The organism is Rhizobium sp. 22-785-1, from assembly GCF_053521965.1.
In genome coordinates this window covers 735,524-748,614 of record NZ_JBNWDI010000001.1, presented here as the reverse complement: position 1 = coordinate 748,614, position 13,091 = coordinate 735,524, and the positions used below count along the sequence as shown (strand labels likewise).

Here is a 13,091-nt window from a genome sequence, read left to right as displayed (position 1 = left end):
CTCACAGAGTAGCACTGCGCTGAATTTGCGGTAGGGCCAATTTTTCAAAAATCGGCCTTTTACGCGAAAGAGCATCAAAAACTTCGTGATCGTTCGAACGTTTCAAGGCCAGCGCACCACGGGTGGAAGAGACGACAAAATCGACTCTACATTGCCGCCGGTCTTCAGGCCAAAAATCGTGCCGCGGTCGTAGAGCAGATTGAACTCCACGTAGCGGCCGCGACGGATGAGTTGCTCGTCGCGATCCTCTTCCGTCCACGGCTGGTTGAAGTTGCCGCGCACGATCTTGGGGTAGGCGAGGTTGAAGGCGCGTCCGACATCCTGGACGAAAGCGAAATTGGCGTTCCAGCCGCCCTTGTCTTCCTCCGGGTGCAGCCAGTCGAAAAAGATGCCGCCGATACCGCGCGGCTCGTTGCGATGCTTGAGGAAGAAGTATTCGTCGCACCATTGCTTGTAGCGCGGATAGTCCGCGACCGCGTGGCGGTTGCAGGTGATCTCGAAGACGCGGTGAAAGAGTTGGGTATCCTGATCGTCCTGGGTGCGGCGGCGGTTCAGCACCGGTGTCAGATCGGCGCCGCCGCCGAACCAGTGGCTGGTCGTGACCACCATGCGCGTGTTCATATGCACCGCAGGCACATTCGGATTGACCGGGTGGGCAATCAGCGAAATGCCGGATGCCCAGAAGCGCGGGTCCTCGTCGGCGCCCGGTATCTGCTTGCGAAATTCCTCGGAAAATTCGCCATGGACGGTTGAGGTGTGGACGCCGACCTTTTCGAAAACCCGACCTTCCATCATCGACATGATGCCGCCGCCGCCTTCACCCTCATCGCGCAGCCATTTTTTCTGAACGAAGCGTCCCGGAGGCTGGTCGGAGAGTGGACCCTGAAGCTCATCCTCGATCGTCTCGAAGGAGGCAACTATCGTGTCTCGCAGGCTCTCGAACCAGGCTTTGGCGATCGCCTTCTTGTCCTCGATGTCGTCCGGCAGGCCCTTTGGCAAAACGGGGCGTTCCATATCCGGTCTCCTTCATGCGATTCGATTTTTGTTCTGACGGTTTAGATCATTTCCATCAGAAGTGTGTAGCGGTTTTGCGCGCACAAATGCCTTCCAACAAAAGGTGATCGCCATGTGTTGCCGATGCGATTTCGACTCGCCAAGCGGGCAGACGCACATTATCTTTCGAGCATAAGAGGTATTGGCATGACGAAATTTACCGGACCGCCACCGCTCGAAGGCCTGAAACGCAGGATCGCCGCTCACCGCCGCGACCGCGATGGAGGCGTGCTCAAAAATCAGAAAAGCGGCATGTTCGTGCGCCAGACCTTTTGCATGACGCGGGCGGAGGCCCGCGCCAAGGCGAAAGAATGGTTCGAGGAATTTCCAAAGGCCGCTTATTGGACCGAAGTGGAAAGCTGGCGGCAGCTGGAAGGCGACCAGATCGAGTTCACCATGCGGCGTTTGCCCTCGGCGGATTAAGGGGCGGGCGCTGTTTTGCCGGGACGGTCCAGACCCACTTCCATCATCTTCGGGCTCCCAAAACATCGATCCTCGGGTCAAGCCCGACGATGACGGCAATGCGTTGAGCAGATGGCAGAGCGCGCCAACAACCTCGCTGCTAGGCTCTCACGCCCGCGTCTCCGCAGTGCGAAGGCGGCTCTCTCCCAGAATGCCGCTCTCGTCCAGAATGGGATGTGCCACGGAGACGATGTGAGCATTGATGCGCTTCAGGTCTCGCAGCATGTCGAGATGCAGCGAGCTGGTCTGGAGGCTTTCCATCAAGCCGTCGCGCAGGCGTTCGAGGTGACGGCCTGACGAGCGCTTTTCAAGGCGACGAATGTCGATCTTGATTTCCATCAGGCGCCTTGCAAGCGCGAAATCGCCGGTAACGAAGATGCTCTGCGCAGCGCGCAGGTTTTCGATGGTCATGTCGAAGAGTGTCTTCAACTCGTCGTAGCCTTCATCTGAGAATTTGAAGCCGTTGAGGATTTTCTTGCGGATCTGCTCGCACAGGCCTTTCTCGATGATGTCGCCCATGTGCTCAAGATTGATGGCGTAGTCGATGACGGTGATCGAGCGGCGGGCATCGTTCTCATCCAGTCCTTTGCGGCCAAGCTGCGAGAGATAGATCTTCACCTCCTGCTGCAGCTGGTCCACCTTCTTTTCAAGGGCTGCGATTTCGGTAAGCGGCGCCAGATCATTGTGCTTGAACGCGTTTTCGGCGCGGATCAGCATGCGCTCGATCGTATCGCCGATAACCAGAACTTCGCGCGTGGCATTGGCGAGCGCGACGACCGGTGTGTCGAGCGCATCCTTGTCGAGAAAGCGTGGGCCATCATCGCTTTGCACATCGCTCGGCACGACCTTTGCCATCAGGTCGGAGACGAAGCCGGAGAGCGGCCAGGCGACGATGGTCAGCAAAATATTGAAGATCAGATGTGCATCGACCGGCAGCATGCTTTCCGACAGCGGCAATTGTTGCAGCGCCATTGCGCCATAGGAGGCAAGCGGCATGGCGATGGCGCAGCCGATGGCGCGGATGACCAGATTGCCGAGTGTGATCCGCCGTGCCGCAGCAGGGCCGCTCATTGTCGCGATCACCGGCGGGATCGCGCCGCCGAGATTTGCGCCAAGGACGAGAACGATGATGAGGCCGGTCGAAAGAATTCCAGCCGAGGCAAGCGACAGGATCAGCACGACCATGGCGAGGCTGGATGAGGAAAAGAAGGCCATGGCTGCCGAAAGGATCAGCGCCACTGGCCATGCATCGTCCAGCAGACCGATAAAGGCGCCGAGTGCGGGTGATGCGCGCATCGGCTCGGTGGCATTACTCAAGAGATGCAGCGACAACAGCATCAGTCCGACACCGACCAGCGCCGTGCCACCGCCCTGGCGCGCATTGGAGCTACCCTTGCGCAGCACAATGCCGGAAACGATGAGAAGCGGAGATAGCCAGGCCACGCCGGTCGCGAAAATCCAGGCGGTAACGGCGGTGCCGACATTGGCGCCGAGAAGAACGATCTGCGCCATGCGCGGGCGGATCAGATCACGCTCGGCAAAAGAGGCAACGGTGAGTGCCGTGGCGGTCGAACTCTGCAGCGCGATGGTGGCGAAAAAGCCGGAAACGAATGAGCGGGGGCCATTTCTGGTGCTTGTTGCCAGAATGGTTCTGAGCTTGACGCCAAAGGCGCGTGTGACGCCATCCTTGACCTGCGTCAGACCGAAGAGGAGCAGCGCCACCGCTCCAAGCAGATTGACGATAACGATGGTGGATTCCATGAACGGCCACTCCTTTACGTCTTTCGGTCATGATCGAAGAATAGCCTTGCGCGAGGATCTCCTCGGCATGAGGTTCATGCGGGGCGAGAAGACGTCGAGAGGGAAATCTTTCGTTGGCTAACCAACATAGGAGCGAAAAGTTCAGCGGTACAGAGCTTTCTGAAACAATCTTTTCAGAAATGCTAAAAAGTTATGACCAGAATGTTTGACGAAGAACTTCCCCGGCGATCATCGAGACCGAGACGGCGACATTGATGGAGCGCTGACCTTCCACCATAGGGATCAGAACGCGCTCGTCCGCCTTGTCATGAACATGGTCGGGCACGCCGGCACTTTCGCGACCGAAGAGCAGGATGTCGTCCGGTCGGTAGTCGATCTTCGTGTAGGGTAGCGCGGCCTTCGTTGAGGCCAGCACAAGACGCCTGCCGGTTGCGGCGCGCCACTCCTCGAACCGTTCCCAGTTGACGTGGCGGGTGAGGGCCGCTGCAGCGATATAATCCATTCCCGCCCGCTTCAGGTTGCGGTCGGAAATATCGAAGCCTGCCGGTTCGATGATATCGACGCCAAGGCCGAGACAGGCCGCCAGCCGCAGGATCGTGCCGGTGTTACCTGGAATATCGGGCTGGTAAAGAGCGATCCTGATGTCCGGCATGATGGTGTTCCTATGATGGATGAGGGGTCGGCGTTAGCATGGACCAATCGTTATGAACAGCCATGGGCCATTGTGCCTGTCACCCAAGCGCCACAACCCAGCTCTTGAGCGACACAATCTTGCGGTTGTGGTCATTTCCATCTGGTCAATGTTCAGTTTTTAAGCTACAAGGCCTCATCTTCAACACCAGCCATAGGAGGTTCAGATGGATCAGTACAATCGATATCGCCTCCCGGCCTTTGTAGTGCCGCTTCAGGCCTAGGTGTCTCTCTGCGGGTTGCCCGCACTTTTCCGATTTAAAATTTCGTCATGTGGCTGTTACGGCCACGTTCCATGTGTTTTCCCGTTCTGGCTTTGGCGCTTTACGTCCATTGCGCATGTTCTTTCGGGGTATTCTATTCGGAGCTTAGCCTCATGTTTGGCTGGTTTGAAAAACGACTTGATCCATTCCCTTCGTCCACACCGTCGACCCCGCCGAAGACGCTGATCGCCTTCATGTGGCATTACGTGAAGCCGGCATGGCCTTGGCTGCTTTTGCTTGGCCTGATGTCTATGGGCATCGCGATTGCCGAGGCTATGCTGTACAAGTTTCTTGGAAGCATCGTCGATTGGCTGTCCACCGCCAACCGCGAGACCTTCTTCGCGGATGAGGGCTGGCATCTCGTCGGTATGGGAGCGCTGGTTTTGATCGCGCTTCCATTGATGGGTTCGATCCACACCATGACCATGCACCAGACGCTGGCCGGTAATTTCGGCATGATCGCGCGTTGGCGGATGCATCGGTATCTCCTGCGCCATTCCATGACCTTCTTCGCCAATGAGTTCGCGGGACGCGTGTCGACCAAGGTTATGCAGACGGCGCTTGCCATCCGTGAAGTGGCGCTGAAGATCATCGACGTTTTCGTCTATGCGATCAGCTTCGTCATCTCGATGCTGTTCATGGTAGCGGCTGCCGACTGGCGGTTGGTGATCCCGCTATTGATCTGGCTCGGGCTTTATCTGTGCATCCTGACATATTTCGTGCCGAAACTCGGCCGATTGGCGCAGGAGCAGGCCGATGCGCGTTCAATGATGACGGGTCGCATCGTTGACAGCTACACAAACATCTCCACCATCAAGCTGTTCTCGCATGCGGGGCGCGAGGAGGTCTATGCGCGTGAGGGCATGGACGTCTTCCTCGGAACCGTTCACCGCCAGATGCGCAAGATTTCCGGCTTCAACATGCTGATCGACATCAACAATGCGATCGTGATGTTCTCGACGGCGGGGCTTGGCCTGTATTTCTGGATGCAGGGCTCAGTTACTGCGGGTTCGGTAGCAATTGCCATTAGCCTTGCCATGCGCGTTAACGGCATGTCGCAGTGGATCATGTGGGAAGTTACCGCGCTATTTGAGAACATCGGCACGGTTTATGATGGCATGTCGATGATGACCAAGCCGCATGACATTGTTGATGCTGCCAATGCGCCGACGCTGACCGCGCATAAGGGGGCGATCCTGTTCGACGATATCCGTTTCCACTACGGAAAGAACAAGGGTGTCATCGATGGGCTGACGCTGGACATCAAGGCGGGCGAAAAGGTCGGTCTCGTTGGGCGCTCGGGTGCAGGCAAGACGACACTGATGAACCTCTTGTTGCGCTTCTACGATCTGGAGGGCGGCAGGATCACCATAGACGGGCAGGATATTTCGAAGGTGTCACAGGACAGTCTTCGCAGCCTGATCGGCGTGGTGACGCAGGATACCTCGCTTCTGCACCGCACCATTCGCGACAACATCGCCTATGGTCATCCCGGTGCAAGCGATGAGGAGATTATCGCTGCCGCCAAGCGCGCCAATGCCTGGGACTTCATCGAAACGCTGGTTGATATGCATGGCCGCCAGGGTCTCGATGCCCAGGTCGGCGAACGCGGTGTCAAGCTCTCCGGCGGTCAGCGTCAGCGGATCGCGATTGCGCGTGTGTTCCTGAAGAATGCGCCAATCCTGATCCTCGATGAGGCGACCTCGGCGCTGGACTCGGAAGTCGAACAGGCTATCCAGGAAAACCTGTTCGCGCTGATGGAAGGCAAGACGGTGATTGCGATCGCCCACCGGCTCTCGACGCTGACCGAGATGGACCGGCTGATCATCCTCGACAAGGGCAAGATTGTTGAGGCGGGCACGCATTCCGAACTGGTGGCCCATGGCGGCATCTATGCCGATCTGTGGCAGCGCCAGTCCGGCGGCTTCATCGCGGACGAGGAGCCGGCGATGAAAGAGGCAGGGGAATAAGAAGCGTTTATAACCGTTTCCTGATGTAATAAGTATTACGAAGTATATGGCTCGCGCTCGAAGGATCGCGGGCCATTTTTTAAGGAATCTCTCCCTAAATTGGCATTCATCAATTACTTCTTGTTTAATAATATTATTTATTATCGCGTGCGTATGTTTCGCAGAGGCTGTGCGGCCTAATATCGGGGGATATCGTGCGTTTATTCAATATGAAAATCAAAGTGCTGTTGCCCGTTCTTTTCTGTGTACTGATTGTCGTGGGGGCAATACAGGGCGGGTTGGCCATCTATTCCATGCGCGTGATGGAGAGAGAGGGTTCGGGACTTGCGAACCGTATGGAGCGTACGCTTCTCATCAGCGACATGGACCGCAGTTTTGGCGACGTCCGACGCCAATATGCCCTTCTTCTCAGTACGCGGACGCCCGAAGAGGTCAATGCTATGTCGGCGTCCATCCAGGCTGCAATCGCGACAAGGCAAAAGGCGTTCGACGCCTATGGCTCCACGGTCGTGGTTCCGGAAATGAAGCGCATCTTCGGGGAGCTTTCGAAGGCTGTCGGCGATTACGAGCGCACCGGCGGTGACGTTGCTAATCTTCTTGCTGCTTCCAAATTGAACGAAGCGGTCGCACTGCGCACAGAGAAAATGAACCCTGCCGCGGACATGTCCACCAAGAGCATCGACGCTTTGATTGCTGCCAACAAGGTGCTGGCGAGACAGTCGTACCAGACACTGGAAGACACGTCCGATATGGCGATGAAAACGACGATTGCCGCGGTCGTAGCGGTGGTCATTATCGCCATCGGTGCGGCATTCCTGTCGTTGTTCCGTATCGCCCGGCCAGTCACTGACATAACGAATGCGATGAAAGCGCTTGCCGCTGGCGATACGGCCCGTGAAATACCGCATGGTTCGCGTGCGGACGAGATCGGCGACATGTCGACTGCCGTTTCGGTGTTCAGAACAAACGCACTGGAGCGCGAGCGGCTTGAAAAGGAAGCCGATGCCAATCGCCACCTGAGCGAGCAAGAACGCCGAGCCCGTGAGGAACAGAAGGCGCAGGAAGCCGCTGCCGTAAAGTTTGCGGTTGACGGCTTGGCAGACGGACTGACGCATCTTTCCAATGGCGACATGACATTCCGACTTGAGACACCATTCGTCGGCCAATTGGACGGCGTTCGCGTCAACTTCAATCAATCCGTCGAGAAACTGCAGGCAGCGCTTCGCTCAGTCGGTGAAAATGCCCGGATGATCGATGCAGGTGCCAAGGAGATCCGCTCGGCCACGGACGATTTTGCAAGACGAACCGAACAGCAGGCGGCGTCGGTCGAGGAAACTGCCGCAGCGCTGGAACAGGTGACGACGGCGGTGAAGGACTCGGCTGTCAAGGCGAGCGAGGCTGGCGAACTGGTTGCAAAAACCCGTGCCGGTGCCGAGCGTTCGGGTCAAATTGTGCGCAAAGCCGTCAACGCCATGACGGAAATTCAAAATTCGTCGAACGAGATCAGCAATATTATCGGCGTGATCGATGATATCGCCTTCCAGACCAATCTTCTGGCCCTGAACGCCGGTGTGGAAGCTGCACGCGCTGGTGAGGCAGGCAAGGGCTTTGCCGTTGTCGCGCAGGAGGTTCGCGAGCTTGCCCAACGCTCGGCGAGTGCTGCCAAGGAAATCAAGGCTCTGATCACCAAGTCCGGTGTGCAGGTGCGCGACGGTGTGGATCTGGTGGGCGAGACCGGCCAAGCGCTTGAGACCATCGTTGCCGAAGTACAGGAGATCAACCGAAACGTGGCGGCGGTCGTCGGATCAGCTAAAGAACAGTCTACCGGCCTTTCCGAGATCAACTCTGCCGTCAACCAGATGGATCAGGGCACGCAGCAGAATGCCTCAATGGTCGAGCAATCGAGCGCCGCCTCCTACGGTCTTGCATCGCAGGCTGCGTCGCTCATGGAGCTTCTGTCACAGTTCAAGCTCGACGATGGATCGGCAACGCGCATCGTAGCGCAGCCCGCGCAGGCGCCTCGTCAACCGGGCCAGCCTTCTCCAGCGAGAGCGCTCGGCCAGCGGCTTACCTCGGCCTTTTCGGGCAGGAGTTCGGCAGCAGCAGCAGCAACTGCAGCACCAGACAACTGGACCGAGTTTTGACCTGAGCGCTGCCTCGCACGGGCAGCATATCGTAAAGCTTCGTGCCATTGCGAAATCGATTTCGATCTTTCGTACCGATATCTTGGGCGGGAACATCTCCCGCCCTTTTTCATTGAAGCGCCGTATGTCCCGTATCGCGCTTCTCATGCAGACGTGTTCCGAGATGATGTGGCCCGCATTACCAAAATATAATTGACGCTGTTCTTTGCCCCTCTCAAGAATCCGCCTATACAATCAATATGATCATCACAAAAGTTTTCCGCTACTTCGAGAACTGGATCGAACCCTTCGCCCGCAAGGACGATCTGAGGCCGCCGGAAGACACGTTCGGTTTCATCTGGTTCTATCTTAGGCAAGCCAAGGCGCCGTTCTTCGCCATGCTGGTGCTTGGTGGTTTGACCGCGGCAATCGAGGCAGCACTCTTCTGGTTTGTCGGGCGGCTTGTGGATATTCTGTCCACCGTCAAACCCGCTGACGGATGGTCCGGTCTGCTCTCCAGCCACGGCTACGAACTGATCGGAATGCTGTTTTTGATCGCCGTCGTGCGCTTTGTCGTCACCATGCTGACGGCGCTCGTCGATCAGCAGATCATCACGCCGGGCTTTTATAATCTGGTGCGCTGGCAATCCTACATGCATGTGGCGCGGCAATCGCTGAGCTTCTTTCAGAACGATTTCTCCGGTCGTATCGTTACCAAGGTGTGGTCCGGCGGGCAGGCGGCCGGCGATCTTGTGACGTCGCTGATGGAAAGCGTGTGGTTCGTCGGCATTTATTCCGTGTCGATGCTCTTCCTGATCGGCGGGCTGGACTGGCGACTTGGTCTTGTCGTCGTGGTATGGGTGGGAGTATTTTCCATGCTCGCACGCTACTTCGTGCCACGCATCCGCTATCATTCGAAGCAAACTGCGGAAGCCGCTTCGATGCTGAATGGACGCATGGTGGATGCCTATGGCAACATCCAGACGCTACGCCTGTTCAGTCGGGACGACGCCAATGACCGCTATATGCGGCAGGGCTTCGACATCTTTCAGCGCACGACCATGACCTTCACCCGCTTCATTACCGGGGTGAGGGCATCGATGGCGCTGCTCTCCGGCATCATGATCACCTCTATGGCTGCACTTTGCATCGATCTTTGGCTGTCCGGCAAGATCAGTTCTGGCGCGGTGGCCTTCACGCTCGCGCTCGTCTTGCGGCTCAACTTCCTGCTCGGACGGTTGATGACGCAGTTCAACGGAATCATGCGCAATTTTGGAACCGTGCAGAACGCCGCCGAGCTGATTTCGAAACCGATCGGTCTCGTTGATGCCACCGATGCGGAGCCGTTGAAGGTGACGGTGCCGAGCATCCATTTCGATAATGTCAGCTTCCACTATGGCCGTGGCAAAGGGGTGATCGACCACCTCAATCTCACGATTGCGCCCGGTGAGAAGGTCGGCATCGTTGGTCGATCAGGTGCCGGCAAATCGACCCTCGTCAACCTCCTCTTGCGCTTCTATGACGTGGAGCAGGGACGCATTCTGATCGATGGACAGGATATCGCCCATGTGACGCAGGAAACCCTTCGCGCCCATATCGGCATGGTCACGCAGGACACATCTCTTCTCCACCGCTCCATTCGCGACAATATCATGTTTGGTCGCATGGATGCGACGGAGGAAGAGCTGCTGCAGGCCGCCCGACGCGCCGAGGCGGACGAATTCATTGCGCGTCTGGAGGATCAGCGTGGGCGCAGCGGCTTCGACGCGCATGTCGGTGAACGCGGCGTGAAGCTCTCCGGCGGCCAGCGGCAGCGTATCGCGATTGCGCGCGTCATGCTGAAAGACGCGCCGATCCTCATTCTGGACGAGGCGACGTCCGCGCTCGATTCTGAAGTGGAAGCGGCGATCCAGACCAACCTCGACGAGTTGATGAAGGGCAAGACCGTACTGGCGATCGCGCATCGTCTCTCAACGATCGCGGCACTGGACAGGCTGGTGGTAATGGATGCCGGGCGGATCGTGGAGCAGGGGACCCATAGCGAACTGGTGGCAAGTGGCGGGCTTTATGCGGAGCTCTGGGCGCGCCAGTCGGGTGGGTTTCTAGATGCTGAAGGAGAGTAAGATCTCGAGTCCCAGTCCCGGGCGTCCGAGACGCGTCGGTTAGATGCGGCTCCGCTGCGTCATGACTTCCATTCTCTTTCAAGCTTTGCCACTATCTTATGAGCAAAAAAAAAGGCGGTCGCTCGAAGCGCCCGCCCTGCTGCTCTGTTTTGAAGATGTTAGAATTCTTCCCACTCTTTTGCTGCCGCATTGGACGCTGTGGCCCTCCCGCCGCCAAAGGCACTGGCGAGACGGCTGCCGAGTGCGCGGGCAGCGGAGGCGATGGGGCGATGTTCCGTTGCTGAGGCGGCGACCGGACGTGCTGCTTCGGAAACCTGGGTGTTCTCGATCCGAAACTGCGATATCAGCCGGTTCAGCTCATCTGCCTCGCTTGCGAGCGAATGGCTTGCGGCGGTCTGTTCTTCCACCATTGCAGCATTCTTCTGCGTTGCCTGATCGATGTTGTTCACCGCTTCGCTGACTTCTTTCAGGGCCGTCGACTGTTCGCGTGACGACAAGACGATCGCTGTGACGTTCCGGTCGATTTCCTGAACTTGGTTGATGATCTGAAGCAGGGAGTTGCCGGTCTCACCAACGAGTTCCACTCCCAATGTCACCTGGGTTCCAGACTTGGTGATCAGCGCCTTGATCTCTTTGGCGGCATTGGCAGAGCGCTGCGCCAGTTCGCGCACTTCCTGGGCAACGACGGCAAAGCCCTTGCCTGCTTCGCCAGCACGTGCGGCTTCCACACCTGCGTTCAACGCAAGAAGGTTCGTCTGGAAGGCGATTTCATCGATGACGCCGATGATGTTGGAAATTTCTCTAGACGAGGCCTCGATGCCGGACATCGCGTCCACGGCACGCTGGACGACTGCTCCCGACTTCTCCGCACCGAGCCTTGTCTGCTCGACGAGCACGCCTGCGTCTTCGGCGCGTTTGGTGGCATCACGCAGTGTCGTGGAAATTTCCTCGAAGGCTGCCGCGGTTTCCTCGACAGAGGCCGCCTGCTGTTCCGTACGTTTGGCCAAATCGTCGGAGGCCGATCGAATTTCCGACGAACCGGCGCGGATCGCATTGGCGTTATCGCCAACCGAGCGCAGCGCGGCCTGGAGTTTCATCACTGCGGCGTTGAAATCATGGCGTAGTTGATCGAGGGAGCCTGCGAAGGCGGTATCGATCCTGTGGGTCATGTCACCTTCCGCGAGCTTGTTCAGGCCTTCGGCCAGCGCTTCGACGGCTGCACGCGTCTGACGCTCGCGCTCGGCAGCTTCTTCGGCGCGCTCGCGACGTTCTGCTTCGCTTATTGCGCGGTCACGTTCGGCCTCGGCCTCCAGGCGGGTCTTGGCGAGGGTCGCATCGCGCAGCACAGCCAGCGAACGGGCCATCTCGCCGATTTCATCCTTGTGAACTGATTGAGAGAGATCGACATCCGTTTTGCCGCGAGCGATTTCGCTGGTGGCTACGATAACTTTGTCCAGACGTTTGCGCATGCGCGTTGCCAGCAACCAGCCCACGACAACCATTAGCCCGGCGGCAGTCGCGATGATGATGATGGAGGTTATAGCAAGCGATGTGACCTCGGCAAAGACGACAGCTTTCGGAACGCTGACGACGGTAAACCATGTGGCGCCTTCAGCAAGTGGAACCGGGACAGCGACCGAGAGATAGGGCGTACCATCCTTATCGGCGATCTCCAGCGGCTTTTCCGGGTTGGCGATCAAAGCCTGCCAAGCCTGAGCATCCAGACCGGAATCCTTCAGCGCCTTGCCCAACGTAGCCTTGTCTGGGTGGCTGACTATATTGCCCTTCTGGCTCAGCAGTGCGACATAACCCGCTCCCAAAGGTTTCAACTTAGCCATCTCGCTGGCCAGGGCGTCGAGCGCGCTATCGACGCCAACGACGCCAGCAAACTTGCCGTCAATCATCACCGGCGTCATGAAGGAGGTCATGTTGACCACCTTGTCACCGACTTTATAGTCGTAAGGTTCGGTGAGCATGTCCTTGCCGTTCGACTTCGGCACCAGATAGTAGTCGCCATCGCCGGGCTTTTCGTAATCGACCAGCGGCATGAGCGTGACCTTACCATCGACGCGCGCGACATAAGGAATAAAGCGACCTGTCGCATCGTGGCCCGACTTGTTTACGTAATCTGCGTCCTTGCCGTCGAAGGCGTTCGGCTCCCAACCCGTGCTGAGGCCGAATGCAGTATTGTCCGAAAGGAGACGTTCCATGAATGCCGTCATGCCATCGCGGCTCGGCGTGCCGCTACGCTTCATTGCGTAAAGCGAGGACCGCATGTTCCAGGCAAGCGTCTTGATGCTGGCAAAATGGGTCTGCACTTTTTCGGCGCTGGAATGGGCATTGGCAACCATTTCCGAAACTGAACGCTCCTCGACCGTGCGATACGACATCCAAAGCAGAATGCTTGCCGTTGCTACGGTGGTTGCAACCCCGGTGGCGACAATAGCAAACATATTTCGGGCAATTGCAGTTTTTGGAACCAGCACAGAACTCTCCCAGGATGGGTAAACAATTTCTACGTTCGTCTAAGCTGAACACATAGGCACACGACGATATTACAGAGTATTTATTACTTATAATTTTTAAAAAAATAATTAATTGTATTGCGTATTGTTAAACGCAGGGTCGTCGTGCTTTATTTTAGTG

Annotated in this window: 8 protein-coding genes; 4 read left to right on the top strand and 4 right to left on the bottom strand. The window is 57.5% G+C overall.

Annotated elements, in window-relative coordinates:
* Window positions 1–102: 102 nt before the first annotated feature.
* The gene (gene hemF, locus ACQZ5M_RS03510) at window positions 103–1,014 is read right to left on the bottom strand and encodes an oxygen-dependent coproporphyrinogen oxidase (protein WP_296102389.1); all 912 of its coding nucleotides are present in this window, start codon (window positions 1,012–1,014) and stop codon (window positions 103–105) included.
* Window positions 1,015–1,200: 186 nt separating this feature from the next.
* Between hemF and ACQZ5M_RS03505 the strand changes: the two genes are divergently transcribed.
* Entirely contained in the window at window positions 1,201–1,476 is a 276-nt protein-coding gene (locus ACQZ5M_RS03505; protein WP_296014533.1) for a hypothetical protein, read from the top strand.
* Window positions 1,477–1,623: 147 nt separating this feature from the next.
* Here the strand turns inward: ACQZ5M_RS03505 and ACQZ5M_RS03500 are convergent, their stop codons facing one another.
* The gene (locus ACQZ5M_RS03500) at window positions 1,624–3,276 is read right to left on the bottom strand and encodes a Na/Pi cotransporter family protein (protein ID WP_449079076.1); all 1,653 of its coding nucleotides are present in this window, start codon (window positions 3,274–3,276) and stop codon (window positions 1,624–1,626) included.
* 190 nt (window positions 3,277–3,466) lie between these two features.
* The gene (locus ACQZ5M_RS03495) at window positions 3,467–3,928 is read right to left on the bottom strand and encodes a tRNA (cytidine(34)-2'-O)-methyltransferase (protein WP_296014536.1); all 462 of its coding nucleotides are present in this window, start codon (window positions 3,926–3,928) and stop codon (window positions 3,467–3,469) included.
* A 414-nt stretch (window positions 3,929–4,342) separates the two neighbouring features.
* Between ACQZ5M_RS03495 and ACQZ5M_RS03490 the strand changes: the two genes are divergently transcribed.
* The 3 genes from ACQZ5M_RS03490 (at window position 4,343) to ACQZ5M_RS03480 (ending at window position 10,445) form a co-directional block, all read left to right on the top strand.
* Window positions 4,343–6,199, top strand: a complete 1,857-nt coding sequence (locus ACQZ5M_RS03490; protein WP_296014540.1) for an ABC transporter ATP-binding protein — start codon at window positions 4,343–4,345, stop codon at window positions 6,197–6,199.
* 194 nt (window positions 6,200–6,393) lie between these two features.
* Window positions 6,394–8,343 carry a methyl-accepting chemotaxis protein gene (locus ACQZ5M_RS03485; protein WP_449079075.1) on the top strand — a complete coding sequence of 650 codons (1,950 nt, stop codon included), beginning with the start codon at window positions 6,394–6,396 and terminating at the stop codon, window positions 8,341–8,343.
* Between the two features lie 239 nt (window positions 8,344–8,582).
* A complete protein-coding gene (locus ACQZ5M_RS03480; RefSeq protein ID WP_449079074.1) occupies window positions 8,583–10,445 on the top strand; it encodes an ABC transporter ATP-binding protein in 1,863 nt (620 codons plus the stop codon).
* A 158-nt stretch (window positions 10,446–10,603) separates the two neighbouring features.
* Here ACQZ5M_RS03480 and ACQZ5M_RS03475 read toward each other — a convergent pair whose 3' ends face one another.
* Window positions 10,604–12,928, bottom strand: a complete 2,325-nt coding sequence (locus tag ACQZ5M_RS03475; RefSeq protein WP_449079187.1) for a methyl-accepting chemotaxis protein — start codon at window positions 12,926–12,928, stop codon at window positions 10,604–10,606.
* Window positions 12,929–13,091: the final 163 nt, after the last annotated feature.

What these genes read in the sequence shown, in the direction of transcription:
- hemF (WP_296102389.1), bottom strand. Translation starts at nt 1,014, where the DNA reads ATGGAACGCCCCGTTTTGCCAAAGGGCCTGCCGGACGACATCGAGGAC.
- ACQZ5M_RS03505 (WP_296014533.1), top strand. Translation starts at nt 1,201, where the DNA reads ATGACGAAATTTACCGGACCGCCACCGCTCGAAGGCCTGAAACGCAGG.
- ACQZ5M_RS03500 (WP_449079076.1), bottom strand. Translation starts at nt 3,276, where the DNA reads ATGGAATCCACCATCGTTATCGTCAATCTGCTTGGAGCGGTGGCGCTG.
- ACQZ5M_RS03495 (WP_296014536.1), bottom strand. Translation starts at nt 3,928, where the DNA reads ATGCCGGACATCAGGATCGCTCTTTACCAGCCCGATATTCCAGGTAAC.
- ACQZ5M_RS03490 (WP_296014540.1), top strand. Translation starts at nt 4,343, where the DNA reads ATGTTTGGCTGGTTTGAAAAACGACTTGATCCATTCCCTTCGTCCACA.
- ACQZ5M_RS03480 (WP_449079074.1), top strand. Translation starts at nt 8,583, where the DNA reads ATGATCATCACAAAAGTTTTCCGCTACTTCGAGAACTGGATCGAACCC.